The sequence below is a fragment of the Variovorax sp. GW823-FHT02B07 genome, assembly GCF_058797695.1.
Genome location: NZ_JBXAJX010000003.1, coordinates 342,223 through 369,057 on the forward strand (window position 1 = coordinate 342,223; position 26,835 = coordinate 369,057).

Consider the following 26,835-nt stretch of genomic DNA (forward strand, 5'->3'; position numbering starts at 1 on the left):
ATGAAGCACCTCGGTCGACTGATGCGCAGCGCGAGCCTCAGCGGCTACGTGGAGCTGGTGCAGTCGCTCGGCCGCGACCCGCATGCCTTCATGCGCACCGTGGGGCTGAAGGCGCAACTGCTCGAGCACCCCGAGACGCTGATCCCCGGCGACGCGGTGCGCGAACTGCTCGAGATCACCGCGCGCGCCACGCGCACCGAAGATTTCGCGCTGCGGCTGGCGGCGCAGCGCAAGCTCTCGGCGCTAGGGCCCATCAGCGTCGTGCTGAAGGAAGAGCCCACGCCGCGCGACGCGCTCGACACGCTGGGCCGCTACCTGAAGCTGGTGAACGCCTCGCTGAGCTTTCGCCTGGAGGACACGGGCGACATGGTCATCATCCAGGAAGACCTGCTGCCCAGCCCCGGGCTGCCGATGCGCCAGTCGATGGAGCTGGCCGTGGGCATCATGTTCCGCATCCTCGGCGAACTCATCGATCCGCAGTGGCGCCCGCAGCAGGTGTGCTTCACGCACCGCCCGCCGGCGGACATGGCGGCGCACCGCGCCTTCTTCGGTCGCAACGTCAAGTTCAACCAGGATTTCAACGGCCTCGTGTGCCTGGCGGCCGACCTGCGCAAGCCGCGCGAATCGGGCGACCAGGGCGTGGCGCGTTTCGCGCGCGAGTACCTCGAGGCCGCGCTGAAAGACCGCGGCGAGAGCACGCGCGAAGCCTGCCGCGAACTCATCCTGGCGCTGATGCCCGGCGGCGGCTGCACGGCGCAGGAAGTGGCGCGGCACCTGCGCGTGGACCGCCGCACGCTGCACCGCCGGCTCGAGGCCGAAGGCCTCACCTTCAGCCGCCTGCTCGACGACGTGCGCTCCGACCTCGTGAAACGCCACCTGCGCGACAGCGACCTGCCGCTGAGCGAGGTGGCCGAGCTGCTGGGGTTTTCGGGGCCCAGCAGCTTCAGCCACTGGTTCCGCCACCACTTCGGCTGCAGCGCCTCGCAGTGGAGCAAGCAGACGGCCGGCGCGGTGGCTCAGGGCGCGGTGCGCGCGTTCTGAACCAGGTCTTCGTGGCGCAGGGCATGCGCGATGCCCTCCAGCAGGCGCCAGGCGGCGTGCGTGAAACGCCTCGTCATCGCCATCGTCCTTCTCAGGCCGCCTTGCGCAGGAAGCCCTGGTTGCCTCCGTTGCGGTTCGGCGCGAAGCCGTTGGCCGCGAGCGACTCTTCGGCCGTCTCGTAGAACACGCCGATCTTCGAGATCTCGCGCGCCTGCTGCGCCGTGGCGATGGGGCGGCCGAACTGGCGCGAGATGGCGACCAGCTGCTCGATCTGCGCCACGGTGCCGATCTTGGCGGTGCGCGTCTGGTTCCACAGCACGTCCTCGGTGCCGCAGCGCACGTGCAGGCCCATGGCAATGCCCATCATGTTCACGGGCAGCACGTTGCGCACCGAGCTTTCCACCGTGAGCACGGCGCCGTCGGGCACGGCGCGCACGAAGTTGGCGAGGTTGTAGATGTTCGGCGCGTCCATGCCGCCGCTGATCGCCACCCAGTTCATCACCAGCGGGCCCTTGTAGACGCCGCGCCGCATGAGCCGTTCGACCGACTCGAAGCTGTTGATGTTGTAGCACTGGAAGGCGCTCTGGATGCCCGCCTTCGTGAGGCGGCGGATGTGCTCCTCGACCCAGCCCGGCTGCGCCGGCACCGTCATCTCCTTGTAGGCCTCGAAGATGGCCGGGATTTCGCGCGAGGTGCCTTTGAAGTCGGCCAGCTCGGCGTGCTCCGTGACGTTCATCTGCGAGGTGTTGACCGTCACCGTCACCTGGTCGGGCGTGGGCTCCAGTTCGGCCAGCATGTGGCGCGTGTCGTCGCTGAGCCACTTGGCGGCGGCGCCTTCGCTCTCGGGCGCGAAGCTGATCGAGCCGCCCACCTGGATGATCATTTCGGGCACCGCCTTGCGCACGCCGGCGATCAGCTCGTTGAACTTGGACAGCCGCTTGCTGCCCTTGCCGTCGAGCTCGCGCACATGCAGGTGCAGCACGGTGGCGCCGGCGTTGTAGCAGTCGACCGCCTTCTGGATCTGCTCTTCCATCGTGACCGGGATCTCGCCCGGGAAGTCGGAAGGAAGCCAGCCCGGTGCATAGGGCGCGGCGGTGATGATCAGCGGCTGCTGGTTTTCGGGAAAGAGATGGCCGTCGAGGAAGTTCATGGCGTGCGTCTGTCAGGTGGCGAGGCAGGGGGCGGATGCGGGGGCGATGTTCAGTACGGCACGTCGCCGACGATGCCGGCGCGTTCCATCTTTCGTGGCGCGGGCCAGTAGTCGTTCAGCGCGTAGTGCTGCGTGCTGCGGTTGTCCCAGACGACCACGTCGCCCGGCCGCCACGACCAGCGCACCTGGTACTCGGGAATGGTGGCGCGGCTGAGCAGGTAGTTCAGCAGCAGCGCCGCGCCCGGTGTCTTGTCGATGCCGTGGCGCACGTTCTCGGGGGTGCTGTAGTTCACGAAGTGCGTGGTGAAGCTGCCCACGTAGAGCACCTTCTCGCCGGTCTCGGGGTGCGTGCGCACCACGGGGTGCTCCACGGGCGGATGGTCCTGGCCCAGCTTGAGGCGCGCTTCCATCGGCATCACGGCGCCGAAGGAATGCTCGATGCTGGCCTTGGCGCGCAGCTTGCCGATCTTGTGCTTGATCTCGTCGGGCAGCTCGTCGTGCGCCTGCACCATGTTCACCCAGATGGTGTCGCCGCCGACCTCGGGGCATTCGATGCAGCGCAGCACCGCGCCCATCGCGGGGCTCTGGCGCCACAGGCCGTCGCAGTGGTAGGTGTTCTCGTAGCTGTGCTTGTTGTCGCTGCGGTAGATGCGCACGAGGCCCGGGTGCTCGGGGTCGCTGCCGACCACGGGGTGGTCTTCCAGTTCGCCGAAGCAGCGTGCGAAGGCGACGTGCTCGGCGCGCTCGATGTCCTGGCCGCGAAAGAAAAGCACCTTGTGCTTGAGCAGCGCGGCGCGGATCGACGCGAAGCACTCGGGGTCGCGCGAGGCCTCGCCCAGGTGGACGTCCGAGATTTCGGCGCCGATGGACGGCGTGAGGGGTCTGATCTTCATGAGAGGTCTCCGATGGAATGGCGCGTGCCGCTCAGTTCGCCTGGATGCGGTACTTCTTGACGATGGCCGCGTTGCGCTCGGACAGCGCCTTCGTCTCGGCGATGAGCGCGGGCGTGTCGACGCTGAGCTCGGGCTCCAGGCCCACGTCGAGCAGCTTCTGCTGCACGGCGGGCGCCTGGCCGGCCTTCTCGATCGCGGCATGCAGCCTGGCCATCACGTCGGCCGGCAGCTTGGCGGAACCGATGAAGCCGACCCAGCCGCGGAACTGCAGGTCGGGGTAGCCCAGCTCGGTGGTGGTGGGCAAGTCGGGCAGGAAGCGCGAGCGGGTCTTGCCGGTGAAGGCATAGGGGCGCAGCTTGCCGGCCTTGATGAGCGGCATCGAGGTGAGCATGCCGTCGAACATCAGGTCGACCTGGCCGCCCAGCAGGTCCTGCAGCGCGGGCGGCGAGCCGGGGTAGCCGATGTGCTGCAGGTCGAGCCCGGCGCGGTCGCTGAGGATGAGGCCCGCGTACTGCGACACGGTGCCGGGGCTGTAGCTGGCGAAGCTGGCCTTGCCCTTGCGCGCCTTCAGTTCGGCGACGAGGCCCTGGAAGTCCTTGGCCGGGAAGTTCGCGGCCGTGACGAGCACCACGCCCGAGCGCGCGACCGAGCCGATGGGCACCACGTCCTTGAGCGGATCGAAGGGCATCTTCACGACCTGCGGCGTCTCGGCCAGCACGTTGCTGGCGGCCATCACGATGGTGTTGCCGTCGGCCGGCGCCTGCAGCATGGCCTGCAGGCCGATGGAGCCGCCCGCGCCGGGGCGGTTCTCGACGATCACGGGGCGGCCGATGTCCAGCGCCATCTGCTGCCCGACGACGCGGGCGACGATGTCCATCGTGCCGCCCGGCGGCGCGGGAACGATGAGCTTGACGGGCTTGTCGCCCAGCGCCCAGGCCCCGAGGGCCATCGAGCATCCGACCAGCGCCACGGCGGCGGCGCGTGCAAATTGCAGCAGTTTCATGGGGTGTCTCCGGTTGTTGTCTCGCAGGCCTCGGTGGGCCGATGCCGCCAGTATCCGGCGCACCCCGCCCGCATTTCTTGCTTTATTGGGGCATCGATTTGCCAATTTGGGACATCGCCAAGACCACGCTTCCCGCCGCCGCCACGCGCCGCAAGAATCCGTTCCATCCAGCCCCCGTACACCCCAGGAGACGCACCATGAACCAGGCCATCCGCTTCCACGAAACCGGCAGCGCCGACGTGCTCAAGCTCGAACACGTCGAGGTCGGTGAACCCGGCCCGGGGCAGGCGCGCGTGCGCCACAGCCTCATCGCCGTCAACTTCATCGACATCTATTTCCGCACCGGGCGCTATCCGCTCGCACTGCCCAACGGGCTCGGTTCCGACGCCGTGGGCGTGGTCGAGGCCGTGGGGTCGGGCGTGACCGACATCCGTGTGGGCGATCGCGTGGGCTATCTCATCGGGCCGCAAGGGGCGTACTCGCAAGTGCGCGTGATGCCCGCTGATGTGTTGATCCCTTTGCCGGATGGCATCTCGGACCGCACCGCCGCCACGTTGATGATGAAGGGCATGACGGCGCAGTACCTATTCCGCCAGGTCTATCCACTCAAGGGCGGCGAGACCATCCTGTACCACGCAGCCGCCGGCGGCGTGGGCCTCATCGCCTGCCAGTGGGCGCGTGCGATGGGCGTGACGATGATCGGCACCGTCAGTACTGACGAAAAGGCCGCCGTCGCCAAAGCCAACGGCTGCACCCACACCATCGTGACCTCGCGCGAGAACATCGCCCAGCGCGTGCGCGAGATCACCGAGGGCAAGGGCGTGCCCGTGGTGTACGACTCGGTAGGCAAGGACACGCTGGAGGCTTCGCTCGATTGCCTGCAGCCACGCGGCACGCTCGTGAGCAACGGCACGTCGTCGGGCGCCGTGGTCCTCGACACCAAGCTGTTGGCGGCGAAGGGCTCGATCTGGCTCACGCGGCCCGCGATGGTTCACTACATCCACCCGCGCCCGCACATGCTGTCGATGGCCGACGAACTCTTCGGCCACGTGCTGGCCGGTCGCATCGTGAGCGAGCCGCAGCAGAGCTTCGCACTGGCCGACGCCGCCGAAGCGCACCGCGCGCTCGAAGGCCGCAAGACCACCGGCGCCACCGTGCTCGTGCCCTGAGAGCTACCACGTGCGGACTTGCGATGTCCTCCCTGGTCCGCGCGGCAAGCCTCACCCACTACAGCGAGGTCGCCCGCGCCAGCGGCCTGGACCCGGTGCGCATGCTCCTGGACGCCGGCCTGAACCCCCGCGTGCTGGACGAGCCCGACCTGATGATTCCGGTCGACCGCGTCGCCGCACTGCTGCAGGCCTCGGCCGAGCGTTCGGGCAACGACAGCTTCGGGCTGTGCATGGCCGAGGGCCGGCGGCTGTCGAACCTCGGGGCCGTCGGCCTGCTGGTGCGCGAGCAGCCGACGCTGCGCGATTCGCTCGACGTGCTGATGCGCTACCAGCCGCTGCTCAACGGCTCGCTGTCGCTGATGGTCGAGGCCTTCGGCCAGGTGGTGGTCATCCGCGAGGAAGTGCAGCCCGGCAAGGCGCACCGCGCCACGCGCCAGCGCATCGAACTGGCGCTGGGCGTGATGCTGCGCCTGCTGCGCCAGTTCCTCGGCGCCGACTGGCAGCCCCGGCGCGTGTGCCTGGCGCACCCCGCGCCGCGCGACCTGCGCACGCACCATCGCGTGCTGGGCCCGGCCGTCGCCTTCGACCAGGACTTCCACGGCATCGTCTGCGCGCGCGACGACCTGGACGCGCCCAACCCCTCGGCCGACCCGGCCATGGCGCGCTATGCGCGGCAGCTGCTCGACGCGGCGGCGCCTGCGCCCGGCGACGCGCTGCCGGGCGACGTGCGGCGCGCGGTGCTGCTGCTCCTGCCCAGCGGGCGCTGCAGCATCGCGCAGGTGTCGGCGCACGTGGGCGTGGAATGCCGCACGATCCAGCGCCGGCTCGCGGACGACGGGCAGAGCTTCTCGGCCATCGTCAACGACGTGCGCAAGGAACTCGCCGTGCGCCATGTGCTGGAGGGCGACCGCCCGCTGGCCGAGGTCGCGGGCCTGCTCGGCTTCTGCGCGCCCAGCGGGCTCTCGCGCTGGTTCCATGCGCAGTACGGCTGCAGCGCGAAGGCCAGCCGCGCGCGGCGGGGGGCGCCGCGCCGCGCTTCGGCCTCGCGCGATTGACGTGGAGAATCGGGCCCGTTCTTCCCTCCACGAGCACGAACGAGCCTTGGCCACTTTCCCGCCCCCCGATGCGAGCGGCGCCCCGCGCGACCTGCTGCTCAAGGTGACGCCGCCCCGTGTCCCGCGTCACCTGGTCTCGCGCGCGCGGCTCCTGTCGAGCGCCGACGCGCTGCGCGACCACGCGGTGTTCGTGGTGCAGGCGCCGTCGGGCTTCGGCAAGACCTCGCTGCTGGCGCAGTGGCGGCTGGAGTACCTGGGCCTGGGCGTGCCGGTCGGCTGGGTCTCGGCGCAGAGCCAGGACGACCCGGGCCGGCTGGTGCAGAGCCTGGCGCTGGCGCTGCGCGTCGCCATGGGTCGCCCCGCGTTCGGGCGCAGCCTGTTCCAGGACGACCGGCCCGGCACGCTCGGCAGCATCACCGCGCTGCTGGCTGAGCTGGCGCAGGCGGCCTTGAACGTGGTGCTGGTCATCGACGAGGCCGACCGCCTGCCGCCGGCCTCGCGCGAGGCGCTGGCCTACTTGCTGCGCAACGCGCCGCCCAACGTGCGCACGCTCATTGCCACGCGCCCCGACGGCCGGCTCGACATCGAGGACCTCGTGGCCTACGGGCAGTGCGTGGAGATCGGCCCGGCGCTGCTGAAGTTCAGCCTCGACGAGACACTGCAGCTGGTGCAGGCGCGCTTCGGCGCGCGCGTCGACCGCAACACCGCCGCCCGGCTGCACGAGCTGACCGAAGGCTGGCCGCTGGGCCTGCAGCTGGCCACGACCATCATCGCGCGCGGGGCCGACGCGCACGCCGCGCACACGGTGCTGGGCGACATGACGGCCGCCGCCGGCGAGCTGCAGGGCGAGCTGGTGCGGCTGCTGCTGGTCAACCTCGACCCCGACGACCGCGACTTCCTGGCCCGCATCGCCGTGCTCGACCTGCTGCACCCCGAGCTGTGCCGCGCCGTCTCCGGCGTCGACGACGCCGCGGCGCGGCTGGCGCGGTTGAGCAACGACACGCCGGTGTTCGCCGCCGCCGAAGGGGGCGAGTGGCTGCGCATGCATGCGCTGGCGCGCGACGTGCTGCGCCAACGCTTCGCCGCGCTCGACGCCGCCGAGCAGGTGGCGGCGCATGCGCGCGCCGCGCAGTGGCTGGCCGCGCACGAGCTGCTCGACGAGGCCGCCCACCACGCGCTGAGCGCGGGCCAGCACCAGACCGCCTACGAGCTCGCGGAGCGCAGCCTGTACGAATCGCTCATGCGGCGCGGCCGGCAGGCCACGGTGCTCGAATGGATGGCGCAGATGCCGGCCGACGAACTCGACCGCCGCCCGCGCCTGCTGCTGGCCGCGGCATGGACGCTCGCATCGAGCGAGCGGCATGAAGAAGCCGGCCGCTTCGTGGCGCGCATCCTGGCGCAGCCCGATGTGAGCGATGCGTTGCGCTGCGAATGCGCGCTGATCCTCGGCGGCGCGGCCGTGTTCGCGGACGACCCCGACCGCTTCGTCGAACTGCACGCGCCCTGGACCGAGGCCGTGCCGCTGACCGACCCGCTGCTGCTGCAGTCGCACGCCAACCGCATGGCCTACCGCGCGCTGCTCGAGGGCGAGCCGGCGCTCGCGCGCCTGCGCCAGCAGCAGGCCCTGCGCGGGCACCCGGGCCACGGCGTCGACTACATCCGGCGCTGGAGCGAACTGGTCATCGGCCTGAGCTATGCGTGGGAAGGCCAGGTGCTGCTGGCCGAGCAGCTGCTGCGCCCCGCCGTGGCCGGCGCCGAGGCCGAGATGGGCCGGCGCCACCGCTTCAGCTGCAACCTGGCCGCGCTGCTCGCGTCGGTGGCCTGGGAGCGCGACCTGCCCGGCGACGCCGCCACGCTGCTGGCCGACCGCCTCGACGTGCTGGAGCACAGCGGCCTGCCCGAATCGCTGCTGCAGGCCTACCGCACGGCGGCGCGCATCGCGGCAGCCGAAGGCGCCGAGCACCGCGCGCTGGAACTGCTGGACGCGCTCGACGCGGCAGGCGTCGCGCGGCGCCTGCCGCGGCTGCGCATCGCCAGCCTGGCCGAGCAGGTGCGCCTGCATGCACAGCGCCACCGCGCCCAGACCTGCCGCGAGCTGTGCGAACGCATCGACGCGCAACTGGCCGACCCCACGCTGCCGCAGGGCCCGCTGTGGCGGCGCAGCGTGGAGGCACTGCGCGACGTGGCGCGCGCCCATGCGGCCATCGCCGCGCGCGACTGGCCCGACGCCCTCGCGAAGCTGGCGCGTGCCGACGAACAGGCGCGCCAGCGCAAGCAGGGCGGCCTGCACATCGAGCTGCTGGGCCTGCGCGCGCTGGCGCTGGAGCGCTGCGGCCAGCCGGCGCAGGCGCTGCTGCGCGAGGCCATGGACCTGGCGCGCGCCTACGGACTGCAGCGCGTGTTCTCCGACGCGCACCCCGAGCTGGGCGCCTGGGTCGGCACGCTCGCGGCCGAGGGCGCGCAGGCCGAGATCGCGGTCGCGCCGCTCGCGCCCGCCGTGCTGCCTGCGCCCGCGTCGGCAACACCGGCGTCGCCTGGCGCCGTGCTCACGCCCAAGGAGGGCGAGGTGCTGGTGCTGCTGGCGCGCAACCTGTCGAACAAGGAAATCGGGCGCGCCATGCAGGTGGGCGAGACCACCGTCAAGTGGCATGTGAAGAACCTGTTCGCCAAGCTCGACGCCGGCACCCGCACGCAGGTGGTGCAGCGCGCGCGCATCCTGGGGCTGCTCGCCGCGGGGCACTGAGGGCTCGCCGCCGGGCACCGAGGGTTTCTCCCTCCCCTCCAGGGCCGCCTCCCCCTCCTGCGAGGAGGGGGCGCGCGCAGGGGCCCCGACCTATTCTTGCTTCCAGCACGGTCACCGCCGCAAAGACACAGCGGCACTCCCCGACCGGCACAGGAGACAAGACACATGGGTTCCACGATCCAGCCAGGCCTCTCGAACGGGGCCCCCGCCGTGCACACGCGCGGCCTCCAGGTCCACCCCGTGACCTGCGCCATCGGCGCAGAGCTGCGCCACGTGTCGCTGGCCGAGGCCTCGCGCGACGCCGGCCTGGCGGTCGAGATCCGCGCGCTGCTGGTGCAGCACAAGGTGCTGTTCTTCCGCCAGCAGGAACTCACGCGCGCCGAGCACGTCACGTTTGCCCGCCACTTCGGCGAGCTGGAAGACCACCCCGTGGTCGGCAGCGACCCCGAGCACCCGGGCCTGGTGCGCATCTACAAGAACCCCGAGACGCCGGTCGACCGCTACGAGAACAGCTGGCACACCGACGCCACCTGGCGCGAGAAGCCGCCCTTCGGCTGCGTGCTGCGCTGCGTCGAGTGCCCGCCGGTGGGCGGCGACACCATGTGGGCCAACATGGCGCTGGCCTTCGAGAAGCTGCCCGCGCACATCCAGCAGCAGATCTCCGGGCTGCGCGCGCGCCACAGCATCGAGGCCACCTTCGGCGCCGCGATGCCGATCGAGAAGCGCCTGGCGCTGAAGGCCCAGTTTCCCGACGCCGAGCACCCGGTGGTGCGCACGCACCCCGACACGGGCGAGAAGATCTTGTTCGTCAACGGCTTCACGACCCACTTCACCAACTTCCACACGCCGGCCAACGTGCGCTACGGGCAGGACTACCAGCCCGGCGCCGCGCTGCTGCTGGCCTACCTCGTGAGCCAGGTGCAGATCCCCGAATACCAGGTGCGCTGGCGCTGGCAGCCGGGCGACGTGGCCATGTGGGACAACCGTTCGACCCAGCACTACGCGGTCATGGACTACCCGCCCTGCCATCGAAAGATGGAGCGCGCCGGCATCGTCGGCGACGCGGTCTTCTGAGCGGGCACGTCCTGCGCCCTCTCCCTTCCTTCTTCCTTTCTCCCGAGGTCCTGCCATGAACTTTCTCGACGGCCATCTGTTCCCCGAAAACCAGCAGCCGCTGGTCATCACCGCCGCGCCCTACGCACCGTCGTGGGTGCCCGCCGACTTTCCGGAAGACATTCCCGTCACGATGGCGCAGCAGATCCAGAAGGCGGTCGATTGCTACAACGCCGGCGCCACGGTGCTGCACCTGCACGTGCGCGAGCTCGACGGCAAGGGCAGCAAGCGGCTGTCGAAGTTCAACGAGCTGATCGCCGGCGTGCGCAAGGCCGTGCCCGAAATGATCATCCAGGTGGGCGGCTCGATCAGCTTCGCGCCCGAGAGCGAAGGCGCCGCCGCCAAGTGGCTGAGCGACGACACGCGCCACATGCTGGCCGAACTGGAGCCCACGCCCGACCAGGTGACGGTGACCATCAACACCTCGCAGATGAACGTGGTCGAGCACTGGGACGACGCCGACACCCGGGGCACCTCGATGGAAGACCCCGAGGTCTACCGCGCCTACAAGGAAATGACCGTGCCCGCGCAGCCGGGCTGGGCCGAAGAACACATCCGCCGCCTCACCAAGGCCGGCATCCAGAGCGCCTTCCAGTGCTACAACATCAACAGCTTCGACTCGGTCGAGCGGCTGATGCGCCGCGGCGTCTACAAGGGCCCGCTGGTGATGAACTGGGTGGCCATCGGCGGCGGCATGGACGTGCCCAACATCTACAGCCTGGCCAACTTCGTGCGTGCCGTGCCCGACGGTGCGGTGCTCACGGTGGAAAGCTCCATGCGCAACGTGCTGCCCGTGAACATGATGGGCATTGCCATGGGCCTGCACGTGCGCTGCGGCATCGAGGACAACCTCTGGAACCAGTCGCGCTCCGCCAAGATGGGCACGGTGGCGCAGGTCGAGCAGCTGGTGGCCATCTCGCGCCAGTTCGGCCGCCCCATCGCCACCGCGAAGCAGGCGCGCGAGATTTCGAAGATCGGCGTGTTCTACGACACCGTCGAGGAATCGCTGGCGGCCAACGGCTTCGCGCCGAACCGCAACGGCGCGCAGCAGGGCTTCCTGCGCAAGGCGGCCTGAGCCCCCCCACCACTGGCACCACCGGCACCAGAACACCTGGAGACATCGCGATGAAAAAAACCCACAACATCCTTCGCCGCCTGAAGCCCTGGGCAGCCGCTCTGGCCGCCGCGCCCCTGCTCGCCCATGCCTGGACCACCAAGCCGGTGCGGATCGTGGTGCCGGCGCCCGCGGGCGGCACCATGGACGTCGTGGCCCGCGTGTTGTCCGACGCGATCTCGGCCGAGATCGGGCAGCCGGTGATCGTCGACAACAAGCCGGGCGCCGGTGGCGCCATCGGGGTGCAGGCGCTCAACAGCGCGCCGCCCGACGGGCAGACCATCATGTTCATGGTCAGCAACATCCTGACCGAGATTCCCCTGGTGATGAAGACCAGCTTCGACCCGGTCAAGGACGTGAAGCCGGTGACCATGGTGGCCCGCTCGGCGATGGTGCTGGTGAGCGCGCCGTCGGTGCCGGCCAACGACCTGAAAGGCCTCATCGCCTACCTGAAGACCGGCAAGGGCAGCCCGGGCAGCTACGCCTCGTACTCCGCGGGCACCAGCTCGCACTACGCCGGCGCCATCTTTGCCCGGAAGGCGGGGCTGGACCTGCAGCACGTGCCGTTCCCGGGCTCGCCGCCGGCGCTGCAGAACCTGATGGGCAGCCAGGTCGACATCCTGTTCGACGGCATCGTCACGTCGCTGCCGCTGATCAAGGCCGGCAAGGTGAAGGTCTTCGGGGTCGGGGCCAAGACCCGGCTGGCCCAGCTGCCGGAGGTGCCCACGATGGCCGAGCAGGGCTTCGACGAGATCGACTTCTCGAACTGGGCCGGCGCCATCGTGTCGGCCAGGATGCCCGACGACCTCGTCAGGCGGATCAATGCGGTCCTCACGAAGGCCGCCTCCTCGCCGAAGGTGCGGGAGCGGCTCATCGCGCAGAACTTCGTGCCGATGACCAGCGAGAGCCCCGAGCAGCTCGCGAAGATCACGCATGACGAGTACGAGCGCAACGCGCGGATCGTCAAGACCTACAACATCCAGCTCAACCAGTGAGGGCGCAAGCCGACATGACCGCCCCCACCGTCCTCATCGTTCCGGGCCTGCGCGACGCCGTCGCCAGCCACTGGCAGACCCTGCTGGCCGCACGCCTGCCGCGCGTGCGCGCGGTGCCGCCCATGGGCCGCGACGACCTCGACTGCGCCGCGCGCGTGGCGGCCATCGAGCGCGAGGCGCAGGCGGTCGAGGGGCCGCTGGTCGTCGTGGCGCACAGCGGCGGCGTGGTGATGCTGGCGCACTGGGCGCAGCGCACGCGCCGGCCGGTGCGCGGCGCCCTGCTGGCCACGCCGCCCGACTTCGAGCGGCCGATGCCCGAGGGCTACCCCACCGTCGAGGCCCTGCGCGCCGGCGGCTGGCTGCCGGTGCCGACCGGGCCGCTGCCGTTCCCGAGCATCGTGGCAGCGAGCCGCAACGACCCGCTGGCGCCGTTCGATCGCGTGGTGCAGATGGCGCAGGGCTGGGGCAGCCGCCTGGTCGACCTCGGCGAGGTCGGCCACCTCAACCCCGCCTCGGGCTACGGCGAATGGCCGGGCGCGCAGGCCTTCATCGACGAACTCTCGGCGGGCTGAATCCTTTCTACCTGCCCGCCCTTCCTACCGAAAGAAACTCCCCATGGTCCAAGCCATCCGCTTCCACGAGACCGGCAGCGCCGACGTGCTCAAGCTCGAACATGTCGAGGTCGGCGAGCCCGGCCCGGGGCAAGCGCGCGTGCGCCACAGCCTCATCGCCGTCAACTTCATCGACATCTATTTCCGTACCGGGCGCTATCCGCTCGCACTGCCCAACGGCCTCGGTTCCGATGCCGTGGGCGTGGTCGAGGCCGTGGGGCCGGGCGTGACCGACATCCGTGTGGGCGATCGCGTGGGCTATCTCATCGGGCCGCAAGGGGCGTATTCGCAGGTGCGTGTGATGCCGGCCGATGTGTTGATCCCGCTGCCCGATGGCATCTCGGACCGCACCGCCGCCACGTTGATGATGAAGGGCATGACGGCGCAGTACCTGTTCCGCCAGGTCTATCCGCTCAAGGGCGGCGAGACCATCCTGTACCACGCAGCCGCTGGTGGCGTGGGCCTCATCGCCTGCCAGTGGGCACGTGCGATGGGCGTCACCATGATCGGCACCGTCAGCACCGACGAGAAGGCGTCCGTTGCCAAAGCCAACGGTTGCACCCACACCATCGTGACCTCGCGCGAGAACATCGCCCAGCGCGTGCGCGAGATCACGGAGGGCAAGGGCGTGCCGGTCGTGTACGACTCTGTGGGCAAGGACACGCTGGAGGCTTCGCTCGACTGCCTGCAGCCGCGCGGCACGCTCGTGAGCAACGGCACGTCTTCTGGCGCCGTGGTCGTCGATTCGCAGGTGCTGGCCGCCAAGGGCTCGATCTGGCTCACGCGGCCGGCGATGGTGCACTACATCCACCCGCGCCCGCACATGCTGTCGATGGCCGACGAGTTGTTCGGCCACGTGCTGGCCGGCCGCATCGTGAGCGAACCCCAGCAGAGCTTCGCACTGGCCGACGCGGCCGAAGCGCACCGCGCGCTCGAAGGCCGCAAGACCACCGGCGCCACCGTGCTCGTGCCCTGAGGTTTTCATGACCGCTCTGTCTGTCGCCGCATGGCCGGCGCGCGGCCGCCTGCTCTTTCCGGGCGTGCTCGCCTGCGCGGTGGTCGCCGCCGCGTCCACCTTCCTGTCGCAGCACTACGGTGCGCCGGTGATGCTGTTCGCGCTCATCCTCGGCATGGCGATGAACTTTCTTTCGGCCGAGGGCCCGTGCAAGCCCGGCATCGAGTTCACCGCGCGCCACGTGCTGCGCTGGGGCGTGGCGCTGCTGGGGCTGCGCATCACGGCCGCGCAGGTGGTGGCGCTGGGCTGGCACCCGGTGCTGCTGGTGGCGGTGTCGCTGGTGCTGACCATCGGCGTGTCGATGGTCGTGGCGCGGCTGATGGGCTTCAACGTGCTGTTCGGCCTGCTCAGCGGCGGCGCCACCGCGATCTGCGGCGCCTCGGCCGCACTGGCGCTGGCCGCGGCACTGCCGCCGCATCCGCTGAAGGAACGCGCCACGCTGTTCACGGTGGTGGGCGTGTCGGCGCTGTCGACGCTCACGATGATCGCCTACCCCCTGATCGCGCGCGCCCTGGGCATGGACGCGCACACGGCCGGCGTGTTTCTGGGCGCCACCATCCACGACGTGGCGCAGGTGGTGGGCGCGGGCTACGGCATGTCGCAGGCCACGGGCGACACGGCCACGCTGGTCAAGCTGATGCGCGTGGCGGCGCTGCTGCCGGTCATCCTGTTCGCCGTGATGTTCACGCGCGCCACCGGCAAGGCCGTGGGCGGCCAGCGCCCGCCGCTGCTGCCGTGGTTCGCGGTGGCCTTCGCCGCGCTGGTGGCACTCAACAGCACCGGCTGGCTGCCGCCCCCGCTCGCCACCGCGGGCAGCGACCTGTCGCGCTGGTTCCTGGTGGCGGCCATGGCCGGCATCGGCATGAAGACGCAACTGCGCGAGCTGGTCGACGTGGGCCTCAAGCCGGTGGTGCTGATGGTCGGCGAGACCGTCTTCATCGCCGCGCTGGTGCTCGCGCTGCTGCGCTGGGCGCCCTGACGCACAGCCCCCACAACGACAGAGACGACAACACACACAACAACCAGGAGACAAGACCATGAAGAAGAAGACCCTCATCGCCGCCGCGGCCACGACCCTTGCTGCCGGCAGCGCCCTCGCCCAGTCCTCGCTCACGCTGTTCGGCGTGATGGACGCGGGCGTGAGCCACTACCGCACCACCAGCAGTTCGTACAACCCGCTGCGCCCGGCCGAGCTGCGCCAGAGCCAGACCGTGCTGTCGCCCTCGGGCAATGCGTCCAGCCGCATCGGCTTTCGCGGCACCGAGGACCTGGGCGGCGGGCTGGCCGCGAGCTTCTGGCTGGAGGCGCCGCTGAGCAACGACACGGGCAGCGGCATCACCAACTTCGGACGCCGCTCCACGCTCAGCCTCAGCGGGCCCTTCGGTGAAGTGCGCCTGGGCCGCGACTACACGGCCTCGTTCTGGAACGACGCGGTGTTCGACCCCTTCAGCGTCAACGGCGTGGGCACCAACCTGATCGCGGTGGTCAACAGCAACATCGCGGCCTCGCGCGCGCTGGCCACGGGCGGCCTGCTGAACGGCGGGCTCTCTGCCGGCACCGACAGCTACCTGCGCACGAGCAACGCCATCAGCTACTTCCTGCCGCCGAACCTGGGCGGCTTCTACGGCCAGGTGCAGTACGCGCTGCACGAAAACACCAAGGTCAGCAACACGCCCGACAGCCCTTCGCAGCGCGGGCGCTACGTGGGCGGTCGCATCGGCTGGGCCAGCGGTTCGGCCGACGTGGCGCTGGGCTACGGCGAGAGCACGCTGGCCAGCGCCGCCGCACAGAGCGAGAAGATCAAGAGCCTGAACCTCGGCGCTTCCTACGACTTCGGCGTGGTGAAGGTGTTCGGCGAATGGTCGCGTGTGCGTGACGTTCGCCACAGCGCCACGCCCTTCGCCAACGGCGCGCTGCATCTGAGCGACCGCTACGACGGCCTCATGGCCGGCGTGAACGTGCCGCTGGGCGCGGGCGTGGTGCGCGCCTCGTATGCACGCGTGCGCTTCGTCAACGGCTTGGGCCTGCCCGACGGCAATTCGTCGGTCAACAAGCTGGCGCTGGGCTACGTGCACAACCTCTCCAAGCGCACGGCGCTGTATGCCTCGGTGGCGCGCATCCACATCGCCAACGGCCGCAACAACCCGACCGTGATGGGCGTGACGCCGCTGGTGCTGAGCCTGCCGGCGATCTTCCCGCAGCCGGCCTACGCGACCACCAACGGCATGCAGCCGCATCGGGCGCTGGGCTACGACGTTGGCATTCGCATGGCCTTCTGACGGCCTGAAAACAGCGGCGGCGCCCCGCGCCGTCGCCTCGGTGTGGCACGATCCACGGATGCTTCAACCGTCCCGCCGCATCCCGTACCGCACTTGGCCGGGCGCGCTCGCGATCCTCCTGGCCATTGCCGCGTACGTCGGCGGCCTGACCTTCTGGAACAACCACACGCCCGGCAGCCGGCCGCTGCCCGCGGGCGAGACGGTGTCGGTCGCCCACGCACGCTTCGAGCCCGCGCCGGGCTGGCAGATGGACGTGTCGCGCTCCAAGGCTGGCCAGTCGCTCATGCTCTTCAAGGGCGGCCACAAGTTCCTCGTGACCACGCGCCTGTGGATGGGCGGGCCCGACGGCCCGATGGTGCGCCAGCAGCGGCTCATGGAGCGCGGCCAGGGCCTGACCGTCGAAGGCGACGTGTCCGACTTCGTCACCGGCTGGGGCCTGCAGGGCAAGACCTTCGCCTACTACGGCGCCAAGCTCGCCGGCCGCTTCTGGCAGGTGGTCGACACGCCGCGCCGCTCGCTGGTGCAGATCGACGTGTACGGCCCCACCGACGGCTTCAACGAAGCGCTGGCCGACGCCCGCAGGATGCTGGACTCGATGGACCTGGAGGCACCGCTGTGAGCACGACCACCGAAGCCACCGTTGCCACGCAGGAAGACGCCGACTGGCCGATCGGCACCGACTCGTTCTTCCAGCCGCAGCGCGCCGCGTTCTGGCTGCTGGCGGCGCTGATCCTCAACGGCCTGTTCTACACGGTGTCGATGTTCTCGCTGGGCTTTCGCGTGGTGCCCGTCACCGCGCTGCTGGGCCTGCTGGTGTGGGGCGGCTACACGGCGGCCTTCGTGCTGTTTTTCCGCACGCTCGACCTGCTGGAGCAGCACCCGCCCGAAGCCTACGTGCTGGCCTTTGCGTGGGGCGGTCTGGGTGCGGTGTACTTCGCGGCGCCGGCCAACATCGCCATCCAGAGCCTGTGCGCCAAGCTGGTGTCGCCGGAGTTCGTGGCGGCGTGGGGGCCAGCCATCGCGGGGCCGATCACCGAAGAATTCCTGAAGCTCGCGGGCGTGATCCTGCTGGTGCTGATCGCGCGCAACCAGTTCGAAACGTATCTGTCGGTGCTGATCGTCGGCGCCATGGCCGGTCTGGGCTTCCAGGTGATCGAGAACCTGAGCTACACGGTGAACAGCGCCGTGAACTTTCCGCTCGAGAACCAGGTGTACCCGGTGCTCTACCACCTGCTGATGCGCGGGCTGCTCAGCGGGCTGTGGAGCCACGCGGCCTACACCACCATCGCCTCGTTCGGCGTGGCGTGGTTCCTGCTGAACCCGCAGCGCTCGATGGCGGCGCGCATCGGCTGCGCCCTCTTCTACTTCGCGCTCGCGTGGGCCATGCACTTCATCTGGAACTCGCCGCTGCTCGAAGATCGCTTCGACGACGGCTTTGTCGGCATCGCGCTGCTGCTGATCGTCAAGGGCATCCCGGTGGTGATCGCCGCCGCCTTCGTCTGGCGCGCCGCCGCGCGCGAGAACGGCACCTACCTGCACGCGCTGGCGGCTTACTTCGTGCCCGAGCGCGAGCTGATCCGCGACGACGAATGGGTGCGCCTGGGCGCGCCGCTGCTGCGCTACCGCGTGCGCCGCGACATGGGCAAGGAATTCGGCAAGCGCGCCCGGCGCCTGAAGGCACAGCTGCAGCGCGAGCAGCTGCGGCTCATCCTGAAAGCCGGCACGCACGGGCGCGGGCCGCAGACGCGGCGCCATGAAGTGGCGGTGCGCCGCCTGCGGGCCGAGCTCGACCTGCTCACCCGGCCGCAGGGCTGAGGGGCCGTTGCGCTTACTTCGCCGGCAGGTACAGCCGCGGATCGACGGCCTTGCCGCGGTAGCGGATCTCGAAGTGCAGCTTGGCGCGGCCGCCTTCCGCTGGGCCGATCTCGGCGAGCTTCTGGCCGCGCTGCACGCGCTGGCCCTGCTTCACGCCCACGGTGCCCACGTTGGTGTAGATCGACATGTAGGAGCCGCCGTGGTCGACCATGATCACGCTGCCGTAGCCACGCATCGTCTCCGTCGCGGCCACCGAGCCGGCGCCGATCGCGTGCACGGGCTCGCCGCTGCTGCCGCCGATATCGAGGCCCTTGTTGCTGTTGCCGTTGAAGCCGGCGATGACCGCGCCCTGCGTCGGCCAGCCCCAGTCGCTGCGCCGCGAGGCGGGCGGCACCACGGGGTCGCGCTCGCGGGGCGTGGGCGCGGGCTTGGCTTTTTCTGCACTGCTGCTGCCGCCGCTGCTGCGCGGCGGGGGCGTGGCAGCCCCGGTCGTGGCGCCGCCGGGCGGCACCACGCGCAACACCTGCCCGGCTTCGAGCTGGTCGGGGTCCTTGATCTGGTTCCAGCGGGCGATCTCGGCCGTCGTCCGGCCGTGCCGCTGCGCGATGCGGTACAGCGTGTCACCCGTCTGCACGACGTACTCGCCAGGGCCCGCCACCGGCGTGCTGGGCGTGGTGGAGCATGCGCCCACCAGCAATGCCGCCGTCAACGCGGCGCACGCGCCCCATCTTCTCCCTGTCACAACCACGCGCTGAGTCCTTTCTGATTCATCCGGATCGCGCGACCTCGCGGGGCGAGGCGCGCCTGAACAATCCGGCAAGGCTACCAGCAGTCGTTGCGCGGACATTGCGTCCGCGGGAGCGCCCCTATTTCTTCGGCTGCAGCAGCTGCTGCAGGTTGGCCATGTTCTCGTTCAGGCGGTCCTGCACCACCTTCCAGCTGTTGTTGCGCGCCTGCGCTTCCAGCTGCGCCAGTTCGCGGAAGTTGTCGACGGCCTGCTGCACGCCGCGCTGCGCGACCTCGGCCTGTTTGGAGATGGCGTCCTTGCCCGTGGCGTCCTTCAGTGCGTCCTGCCACTGGGCCAGCGTGTCGCGCAGGATCTCGCCACGCCGCTGCGCCAGCGACTGGATGCCCTCGTAGGCCTGCCGGTTGGCCTCGGCCAGCGCCTCCATGTCCTTGCGCTGCCACTCCACGAGCGCGCCGACGTCCACGCCGGGCAGCTTGAGCTGCTCGATCAGCTTGCTGAAATCTTCCATCGACGGCAGCGCCGTGGGAAAGAGCGGGTTGGCGTTGGCTGCGTTCTTGCTGGTTGCCATGGATCGAATCTCCTTGTGTGAATGAAATAGCGGGTAACAAAAAAATCAGGCCGGCGCGAACTGCGTGCGCCCGGCGGCGGCGGGCCGCATCACGCGCAGCAGCACCACGCCGGACAGCAGCCACAGCCCGATCGCCAGGAACATGCTGTTGTCCGAACTGCCGGTGGCCGTGGTGATCCACGCGGTGATCACCGGCATCACGGCGGGCCCGAGGTTGCCCAGGCTGCTGATCAGCGCGATGCCGCCGGCCGCCGACTTGCGCGGCAGGTACTCGCTGATGGCCGCGAAGAAGATCGGCGTGTTGGCCGACTGGCCGATGCTCATCACCGCGAGGCCCGCCAGCGCCAGCACCAGGTTGCCGCCGCTGAAGACGGCCACCAACAGGCCCGCCGAGGCCAGCGCCACGCAGAAGAAGAAGTGCTTGCGCCGCTCCAGGTGCTTGTCGGAGCTGCGGCCCACGAACACCATGCCGATGGCGCCGAAGACCGCCGGGATGGCCGACAGCAGGCCGACCATGAACACGTCGCCCACGCCCCAGTTCTTGATGAGCGTGGGCACCAGGAACACCAGCGTGTAGTTGGCGCCCAGGAACAGGAAGTACACGAAGGCCATCGTGAACACCTTGGGGTCGCGCAGCAGCGCCCAGAACGAACCGTGCGAGGCGGTCTCCACCGCATGCGGCTCGTTGTCCAGGTGGTTGCGCAGCGCGAGCTTCTCGGAAGGCGTGAGCCAGTTGGCCTGCTCGGGCTTGTCCTTCAGGTAGAAGAACGCGACGATGCCCAGCACCGAGGCCGGCAGCCCCTGCACCACGAACAGCCACTGCCAGCCGTGGTGGCCGCCCAGGCCGTTCATGTACTTCATGATCCAGCCCGAGAGCGGGCCGGCCAGCAGGTAGCCGATGGCCGTGGCCGTCATGAAGATCGAGATCACCTTGCAGCGCCGCGCCGAGGGGTACCAGTAGGTGAGGTACAGGATGATCCCCGGGAAGAAGCCCGCCTCGAACGCGCCCAGCAGGAAGCGCAGCACGTAGAACTGCGTCGTGGTCTCCACGAACATCATGGCCGAGGCCACGAGCCCCCAGCAGAACATGATGCGCAGCAGCGTCTTGCGCGCGCCGATCTTCTCGAGCATCAGGTTGCTGGGCACCTCGAAGAGAAAGTAGCCGATGAAGAAGATGCCCGCGCCCAGCGCATAGGCCTCGTTGCTGAAGTCCAGCGTCTGCTTCATCTGCAGCTGCGCGAAGCCGATGTTGATGCGGTCGATGAAGGCGACGATGTAGCAGAGGATCAACAGCGGCAGCAGGTGCCAGCTGACCTTCGAAAACAAAGCCTCGTCCGCCGCGTTGTACGGCGCGCGGGCGGGGGCCTGCGCAGAAGTGGGGGTCATGGTCTTGCTTTCCTTTGGGGTCGGTCGGTGAAGGAATCGGCGGGAAGGCTAGGCAGCAGAGGCCGCTGCTGCGGCGCGCTTGCCCTTGGCAGGCGCGGCCGGCTTGCGCGGCGCGCGGGGCTTCTTGCTGGCGGGTGCGGCAGCAGTGGCAGCCGCACGCGGCTTGGCGGCGGCCGGCGCCTTCGCGCGGCGCGGAGCCTTGGCGGGCACGGCCTCGGTTGGCGCCTCTTTCGCGACCGCCGGCTTGGCCGCGCTCTCGACGCTGGGCAGCCGCTCGATCTGCCGCAGCGCTGCGCGCAGGTGGCCGATCAGCTCGTACGACTCTTCCTGCGACAGGATGCGGCGGCAGGCCGTGAGGCCGAAGTCGAGCGAGCCCGCGTAGCTCTGCACCGTGATGTTCAGCGCGCTGCCGTGGTACGGAATCGACACCGGGTAGAAGTGCATCATCCGCGCGCCCGCCACATAGAGCGTGGCGCCCGGCCCCGGCACGTTCGAGATCAGCACGTTGGCCGCGGGCGGCACGCGGCGCGCGAGGTTGGAGCGGCCGTACAGCGACGCCAGGCTGGTCATGAGCCAGGGCGAGCCGGTGATCGGCATGTCCACGCCGAGCACGGGCTTGAGCTCGCGCACCACGGCCTTGGCCGCCTCCGACGAGGCATGGATCGCCTTGAAGCGCTCGGCCGCGTCGCCGATGTCGGTCGCCAGGTCGACGCGCACCATCGACACCTGGTTGTTCATCGAGTCGTCGCCCTCCGCGCGCAGGCTCACGGGCACGCCGGCGATCAGCGCTTCCTTCGGCAGCAGGTTGCGCTCCTTCAGGAAGCGCGCCAGCGCCTCGCTGCACATCGCCATCACGATGGTGTTGACGGTGCCGCCCACGCGCTTGCCCAGCGCCTTGAGTTCATCGAAGGGCAGCGACATCGTGCTGTACGAGCGCTGGTTGGTGATGGCGTCGTTGAACATGCTCTTGGGCGCCATGCCCAGGCTCAGGCGGCGCTCGCCCTTGCCGGTCTGCTGGCTCGCCAGCACGCTGCCGGCCGCCGTGAGCGCGCGCGCGGCCGCCGGCAGCAGCTCGGCGAGCTTGCGGTACTGGCGCGCCGAGTTCGACACCGCCGCCTGCAGCAGCTCGGCCACGCCGAGCTGGTAGTGGCTGCCGCTGCCGCGCTTGCGGCGCGCGGGCGGCACCTCGCGCATCTGCGCCGTGGTGTCGTAGAGCACCTTGGCCAGCTCGGTGCCGGCCTTGCCGTCGACGCCGCTGTGGTGGGCCTTGGTGTAGAAGGCCACCTGGCCGTTCTCCAGGCCTTCGATGACGTACATCTCCCACAGCGGGCGGCTGCGGTCGAGCAGGCTGGAATGCAGGCGCGCCACGAGGTGGTGCAGCTGCTCCATGGTGCCGGGGCGGCGCAGCGTGAGGCTGCGCACGTGGTAGTCCAGGTCGATGTCGTCGTCGTCGATCCACACCGGCTCGGCCAGCTCGAAGGGCATCTGCGCGAGCTTGCGCGTGAGCACCGACGCCAGGTGCAGCCGCTTGCCCAGCATGCCCTTCACGTCTTCGTAGTAATCGCCCCGGTAGCCCTCGGGCAGGTCCAGGAGCATGAGGCTGCCGACGTGCATCGGCGTCTCGGGGGTTTCAAGGTGCAGGAACGACGCGTCCATGCTGCTCAGGTGGTCCATGGCGTGGCCTCTTTCGTCGGTGGGATTGGTGGGAATTCGGGAAGGGGTGCGCTCAAGCGGTGGCCGCGGCGACGGCCTGCTTGCGCAGCTCTTCGTCCACGAGGTCTTTCTTGGAGAGCTTGCCCACTGCCGTCTTGGGCAGCGCGGCGCGGATCTCCAGGGCCTGCACCATCTCGTGCTTGCCCACGCGCTCCTTGAGAAAGGTTTGCAGGGCTTTGATGTCGAAGGCCTCGGCGCCGGGTTTGAGCGTGACGAAGGCCTTGGGCGACTGGCCGCGGTATTCGTCGGGCACGCCGATCACCGCCACCTCATGCACGGCCGGGTGCTGGTAGATGGCCTCTTCGAGCACGCGCGGATAGACGTTGTAGCCGCTGCACAGCAGCATGTCCTTGCAACGGTCGACGATGAAGACGAAGCCGTCCTCGTCCATGTAGCCCACGTCGCCGGTGCGAAAGAAGCCGTCGAAGGTGGTGCTGTCGGCCGTGGCCTCGGGCTTGTTCCAGTAGCCCTTCATCACGTTGGGGCCCTGGATGCACATCTCGCCCTTCTCGCCCAACGGCACGTAGCGCGCGGGGTCCTCGAGGTCGAGCATCTTGATGACCACGCCCGGGTGCGGAATGCCGCACGAGCCCGCCTTGCGCTGGCCGTGCGCGGGCGAGAAGGTGCCGGTGGGCGATGTTTCCGTCATGCCCCAGCCTTCGGCCAGCCAGGTGCCGGTGATGGCGCGGAAGCGCTCGCCCACCTCCATCGGCAGCGGCGCGCCGCCCGAGTTGCACAGCTTGAGCGAGTGCAGGTCGTACTGCGGCGTGTCGGGGTCGCCGATCACCGCGGTGAACATGGTGGGCACGCCGCAGAAGGTGGTGAGCTTCTTCTCGGCGATGTCGCGCAGCGCGGCCTTGGGGTCGAAGCGCAGGTGCTGCACGATCTCGGCCGCCAGGCGCACGCCCAGCAGCAGGTTGACCGTGAGCGCGTAGATGTGAAACGGCGGCAGCACCGCGAGCAGCCGCTCGGTGCCCATCTGCAGCACGGGCGGCGTGCCCGACTGCGTGATCACCACCTGCTCGCAGGCCGACGACAGGTTGGCGTGCGTGAGCATCGCGCCCTTGGGCAGGCCGGTCGTGCCGCCCGTGTACTGCAGGATGGCCAGCGCCTCGCGCGGATCGCCGATGGGGTGCGGCGTGTAGCGGCCGTCGTTGTCGAGCAGTTCGGAAAAACGCAGGTGGTGCTCGTCTCCGGAAATCTCGACCGTTTCGTTCTTCGCCTTCATCTGCGCGGCCACCTGCTCGGGCGCGCCCGTCATCTCGGCGAGGTTGCCGACGATAAGCTTCTTCAGCCGTGTCTTGCCGAGCATGGCGGCCATCTGCGGGTAGAGCGCCGCCAGGTCGAGCGTGATGAGGAAGTCGGTCTGGCTGTCCTCGATCTTGTGCTCGAGCACCTTCGCCGCATCGAGCGGCGAGTAGTTGACCACCGTGCCGCCCGCCTGCAGCACGCCGAACAACGCGACCAGGTAGTGCGGCGTGTTGGGCAGGAACAGGCCCACGTGCACGCCGGGGCGCACGCCCAGGGCCTGCAAGCCCTTGGCGGCGCGATCGACCAGCGCGCCGAGCTCGCGGTAGTTCAGCCGCTTGCCCATGAAGTCGATGGCCGGCCGGTCGGGAAAGCCGGCCACGGCGTCGGTCAATATCTGCTGGACCGAGGTGGGCTTGATCTCGTGGTCCCACGCCACGCCTTCGGGGTAGGAAGCCAGCCAGGGCTTGCTGTTCATGTGCGTCTCCAGGAAGTGAACGGGTGGGTGATGCGGCGCATCAGGCGGCCTTGCGCACGTCGCGGTGCGGATCGAGGTACAGCAGGCGGCGCAGGCCTTCGCGGCGGAACGGCTTCCACTGGCCCTCGGGCTGCGCGAGCCGGTCGGCAATGGCGTAGAGCACCACGGGGTTGTGGCCGAGGCCGCAGTGGCTGCCCTCGACCTCGATGTTTTCCGAGGTCGCGGTCTCGCGTTCGCGGCAGCCCTGCCAGGCCACGATGCCGTCGGTGCGGCTGTAGATGGCGCTGGCCGGCACGGGCGGCGGCGTGCGCATGCGCTCGCGCTCGGGCCAGTCCTCGACCTTGCGCTCGCTCACCATCTCGTACAGCCGCCACGCGTTGCTCGCGCGCGGCTCGCCGGCGAACGGGCTGCCCAGCGTGATGACGCTGCGCACCTGCGAGGGCGCGCGCCGCGCCAGCTCGCGTGCGAACACGCCGCCCAGGCTCCAGCCGACGATGCTCACCTTGCGCTGGTAGCGCTCGTGCAGCTCGGCCAGGCGCTCCCGCATCTGGTCTTCCACGCCGGGGCGCGGGCCGAAGTTGGGGCCGAGCTTCCATCCGTGCGCGCGGTAGCCGCGGTCGCGCAGGAAGGCGCGCAGCGGCTGCGTCGAAGCATCACTCGCCGAGAGGCCGGGCAGCACGAGCACGGGATGCCCGTCGCCCGCGGGCGCCATGCGCAGCATCGGGGCCATGGTGAAGAACGCGGACAGCTCCGCCACGGCGCGCCACTCGAGCATCAGCAGGCGGCGGGACGGCGGGGCCATCGAAGAAGATTCGGTCATGGTCATCTCGGGAGTGGAGGGAAAGGGAAAGAGAAAAAAAAGAGAGGCGAAGAAAAAGCCCGACGTGCAGACGCGATGCACACGGCTACCCGGTCGGGCGGTCGTTCGAGAGAGGATCGAGATCGGGGAAAAGGGTTGAAGGCGCCGCGCAGCGGCGGCGCCCGGCCTGTGCGGCGGCACGCATGCATGGTGTGAACCCGCCGCGTACGTCCAGTCCGTGCCGGGCATGCCGGCACGCGCGAGGTGCATCCATGTTGTTGTCTCCTGTCGGCCTCGTCCGGGCCTTCAGCGAGGCTCGGATCGGGCACTTTGTTGTCGTTGCTCTGGGCGCCATCTTTTCGCGGCGAGGTCGACAAGAAAAGGTGCGATGCGACCACTTCGCGGTGATTTCGGGACGCGCATTTGAACGCCGCGCAGGCGCGACTCACAACTGCGAACAGATGTGTGGATCGACGGCCACGCGAACGCCGCACGAAGGCGCGCGCATGCGAATCAGCGGTGGTTCACGATGCCCGATGCGGCATCGCGCAGGCGCGGCTCAGGCCTTCGCCGCGCGGTAGTCCTGCGGGCTGCGGCCGGTCCAGCGCACGAAGGCGTGGCGGAAGTTCGAGGCGTCGCTGTAGCCCAGCCGCTCGGCGATTTCCTCGGTGGTCATGCGCGTGGTGCGCAGGTACTCGATGGCCAGCACGCGGCGCACGTCGGCCAGGATGCCGCGGTAGGTCGTGCCTTCGGTCTCGAGGCGTCGGCGCAAGGTGCGCGGATGGATCGACAGCTCCGAAGCCATCGGCTCGATGGTCGGAAAGCGCCACGGCATGTGGTCGATCAGCGTGCGCCGCACCACCGACGACACACCGCCCGAGCGCGGCAGATCGGCCAGCACCTGCTGGCACATCTCGCTCACCATCGCATGCGTGACCGAGTCGGGCAATCGCGAGGGATGGCCCACCCACGGCGAGCCCACATGCAGTTCGTCGCGCGGCTGGCCGAACGCCACGGGGCAGCAGAACAGGGTGCGGTAGGCGCTCAAATCTTCGGGCTCGGCAAAGCGCACATGCAATGCAGAGAGCCCGAACGACGGACCGAAAAGATCGCGCCCCAGCCGCAGGTGCACCGCAAAGGCGAACTCGAGCGCGAAGCGGTACAGCGGGTCTTGCGGATCGGACGACAGCAGCACCTCGTAGGGCAGCACGGCCGTGCCGCCGCTGCAGGTGTACGACACCGGCCCGGCCACGGGGCCCATGACGCGGTTGTACTTGATGGTGAAGTCCATCAGGTCGGCATGCGTGGGGCTGCTCAGCAGCCCGTAGCCGTACATGCCGTAGGCCGTGAGGTGCATGCGGATGCCCGCGCGAAAGGCGATGCTGGGACCGGGCGCGAGACGCACCGCGTTGCGGAAGACCACGGCCGCCTGCTCGTAGGAAATCCGCGTCGCCGGTGCGCGCAGCTGGTCTTCCGTCAGGCCACTTCCGCTCAGGGTTTGTTCCGGTGCGATGCCTTCTTCGACCAGGGTGGCGACGATGGCTGCGACGCGCTGGGGTCCGTAGACGCGTGACGCGAAGTCGGGTGGCGAACGATGCACGACGATTCAATCCCTTCAGAACACATGCCTTCGATGGCGAGGCCGCCACTGGCCTCGCACTCCAAGGTCGTCGCAGGATATCGAAGCGTTCTGCACGCGCAGACTCGGAGTTTCCCGATAGCGCCAAATTGTCCCGAAGTCACTCCCGGTTGGTCTGAACGAACCTTTCTCGCGCTGGTGCCCCACGGAAAGATCGTCCACGAAACACCGTCCCGGCCGCAGGCCACAAAGCGCAACGCGCGACGGTTGCCTTTCGCTTCTCTTCCTTTCTCTCCCCTTCCTTTTCACCGCCACGCCCC

General features: G+C 69.6%; 23 protein-coding genes. 13 read left to right on the forward strand and 10 right to left on the reverse strand.

The window, feature by feature from the left end:
* Positions 1-1,041 (forward strand): AraC family transcriptional regulator, encoded by a 1,041-nt coding sequence (locus AC1RGU_RS19370; protein WP_062477242.1) that lies wholly within the window; start codon positions 1-3, stop codon positions 1,039-1,041.
* 91 nt (positions 1,042-1,132) lie between these two features.
* Here AC1RGU_RS19370 and AC1RGU_RS19375 read toward each other — a convergent pair whose 3' ends face one another.
* Genes AC1RGU_RS19375 through AC1RGU_RS19385 form a run of 3 tightly spaced genes read right to left on the reverse strand, consistent with a single transcriptional unit; the run spans position 1,133 to position 4,087 of the window.
* Entirely contained in the window at positions 1,133-2,191 is a 1,059-nt protein-coding gene (locus AC1RGU_RS19375; protein ID WP_447746792.1) for a beta-keto acid cleavage family enzyme, read from the reverse strand.
* A 50-nt stretch (positions 2,192-2,241) separates the two neighbouring features.
* The gene (locus AC1RGU_RS19380; RefSeq protein WP_492697427.1) at positions 2,242-3,084 is read right to left on the reverse strand and encodes a TauD/TfdA dioxygenase family protein; all 843 of its coding nucleotides are present in this window, start codon (positions 3,082-3,084) and stop codon (positions 2,242-2,244) included.
* A 31-nt stretch (positions 3,085-3,115) separates the two neighbouring features.
* A complete protein-coding gene (locus tag AC1RGU_RS19385) occupies positions 3,116-4,087 on the reverse strand; it encodes a Bug family tripartite tricarboxylate transporter substrate binding protein (protein ID WP_492697429.1) in 972 nt (323 codons plus the stop codon).
* Between the two features lie 197 nt (positions 4,088-4,284).
* Here AC1RGU_RS19385 and AC1RGU_RS19390 point away from each other — a divergent pair, with 197 nt between their 5' ends.
* The 12 genes from AC1RGU_RS19390 (at position 4,285) to AC1RGU_RS19445 (ending at position 17,996) form a co-directional block, all read left to right on the forward strand.
* On the forward strand, positions 4,285-5,256 hold the full coding sequence (locus AC1RGU_RS19390) for a quinone oxidoreductase family protein (protein WP_492697431.1): 972 nt from the start codon (positions 4,285-4,287) through the stop codon (positions 5,254-5,256).
* 23 nt (positions 5,257-5,279) lie between these two features.
* Positions 5,280-6,311, forward strand: a complete 1,032-nt coding sequence (locus AC1RGU_RS19395; protein WP_492697432.1) for an AraC family transcriptional regulator — start codon at positions 5,280-5,282, stop codon at positions 6,309-6,311.
* 46 nt (positions 6,312-6,357) lie between these two features.
* Positions 6,358-9,054 (forward strand): winged helix-turn-helix domain-containing protein, encoded by a 2,697-nt coding sequence (locus tag AC1RGU_RS19400; RefSeq protein WP_492697434.1) that lies wholly within the window; start codon positions 6,358-6,360, stop codon positions 9,052-9,054.
* A 165-nt stretch (positions 9,055-9,219) separates the two neighbouring features.
* Positions 9,220-10,128: a TauD/TfdA dioxygenase family protein gene (locus AC1RGU_RS19405; RefSeq protein WP_492697435.1), complete on the forward strand. Its 909-nt coding sequence runs from the start codon at positions 9,220-9,222 to the stop codon at positions 10,126-10,128.
* Positions 10,129-10,183: 55 nt separating this feature from the next.
* Positions 10,184-11,242, forward strand: a complete 1,059-nt coding sequence (locus tag AC1RGU_RS19410; RefSeq protein WP_095948786.1) for a beta-keto acid cleavage family enzyme — start codon at positions 10,184-10,186, stop codon at positions 11,240-11,242.
* A 50-nt stretch (positions 11,243-11,292) separates the two neighbouring features.
* Positions 11,293-12,276, forward strand: a complete 984-nt coding sequence (locus AC1RGU_RS19415; protein ID WP_492697436.1) for a tripartite tricarboxylate transporter substrate binding protein — start codon at positions 11,293-11,295, stop codon at positions 12,274-12,276.
* Positions 12,277-12,290: 14 nt separating this feature from the next.
* Positions 12,291-12,848 (forward strand): RBBP9/YdeN family alpha/beta hydrolase, encoded by a 558-nt coding sequence (locus AC1RGU_RS19420; protein ID WP_492697437.1) that lies wholly within the window; start codon positions 12,291-12,293, stop codon positions 12,846-12,848.
* Positions 12,849-12,891: 43 nt separating this feature from the next.
* Positions 12,892-13,863: a quinone oxidoreductase family protein gene (locus tag AC1RGU_RS19425; protein ID WP_492697439.1), complete on the forward strand. Its 972-nt coding sequence runs from the start codon at positions 12,892-12,894 to the stop codon at positions 13,861-13,863.
* Positions 13,864-13,870: 7 nt separating this feature from the next.
* A complete protein-coding gene (locus tag AC1RGU_RS19430; RefSeq protein WP_447746808.1) occupies positions 13,871-14,881 on the forward strand; it encodes a YeiH family protein in 1,011 nt (336 codons plus the stop codon).
* 58 nt (positions 14,882-14,939) lie between these two features.
* Positions 14,940-16,181 carry a porin gene (locus AC1RGU_RS19435; protein ID WP_492697440.1) on the forward strand — a complete coding sequence of 414 codons (1,242 nt, stop codon included), beginning with the start codon at positions 14,940-14,942 and terminating at the stop codon, positions 16,179-16,181.
* A 58-nt stretch (positions 16,182-16,239) separates the two neighbouring features.
* Complete coding sequence (locus tag AC1RGU_RS19440) at positions 16,240-16,800, forward strand: hypothetical protein (RefSeq protein WP_062482400.1); 561 nt, start codon at positions 16,240-16,242, stop codon at positions 16,798-16,800.
* A complete protein-coding gene (locus AC1RGU_RS19445; protein WP_369645934.1) occupies positions 16,797-17,996 on the forward strand; it encodes a PrsW family intramembrane metalloprotease in 1,200 nt (399 codons plus the stop codon). Before AC1RGU_RS19440 ends, AC1RGU_RS19445 begins: the two co-directional genes overlap by 4 nt.
* Before the next feature lie 13 nt (positions 17,997-18,009).
* Here AC1RGU_RS19445 and AC1RGU_RS19450 read toward each other — a convergent pair whose 3' ends face one another.
* From AC1RGU_RS19450 to AC1RGU_RS19480, 7 genes are all read right to left on the reverse strand, one after another.
* Positions 18,010-18,687 (reverse strand): peptidoglycan DD-metalloendopeptidase family protein, encoded by a 678-nt coding sequence (locus AC1RGU_RS19450; protein ID WP_492697441.1) that lies wholly within the window; start codon positions 18,685-18,687, stop codon positions 18,010-18,012.
* A gap of 175 nt (positions 18,688-18,862) precedes the next feature.
* Complete coding sequence (gene phaP / locus AC1RGU_RS19455) at positions 18,863-19,312, reverse strand: TIGR01841 family phasin (protein ID WP_095948792.1); 450 nt, start codon at positions 19,310-19,312, stop codon at positions 18,863-18,865.
* 45 nt (positions 19,313-19,357) lie between these two features.
* The gene (locus tag AC1RGU_RS19460; protein ID WP_492697443.1) at positions 19,358-20,698 is read right to left on the reverse strand and encodes an MFS transporter; all 1,341 of its coding nucleotides are present in this window, start codon (positions 20,696-20,698) and stop codon (positions 19,358-19,360) included.
* A 48-nt stretch (positions 20,699-20,746) separates the two neighbouring features.
* Positions 20,747-22,372, reverse strand: a complete 1,626-nt coding sequence (locus AC1RGU_RS19465; RefSeq protein WP_492697445.1) for a wax ester/triacylglycerol synthase family O-acyltransferase — start codon at positions 22,370-22,372, stop codon at positions 20,747-20,749.
* Positions 22,373-22,424: 52 nt separating this feature from the next.
* On the reverse strand, positions 22,425-24,137 hold the full coding sequence (locus AC1RGU_RS19470) for a long-chain-fatty-acid--CoA ligase (protein WP_492697447.1): 1,713 nt from the start codon (positions 24,135-24,137) through the stop codon (positions 22,425-22,427).
* A 40-nt stretch (positions 24,138-24,177) separates the two neighbouring features.
* The gene (locus AC1RGU_RS19475) at positions 24,178-24,957 is read right to left on the reverse strand and encodes an esterase/lipase family protein (protein WP_492697449.1); all 780 of its coding nucleotides are present in this window, start codon (positions 24,955-24,957) and stop codon (positions 24,178-24,180) included.
* A 538-nt stretch (positions 24,958-25,495) separates the two neighbouring features.
* Positions 25,496-26,536: an AraC family transcriptional regulator gene (locus AC1RGU_RS19480; protein WP_159275467.1), complete on the reverse strand. Its 1,041-nt coding sequence runs from the start codon at positions 26,534-26,536 to the stop codon at positions 25,496-25,498.
* Between the last annotated feature and the right edge of the window lie 299 nt (positions 26,537-26,835).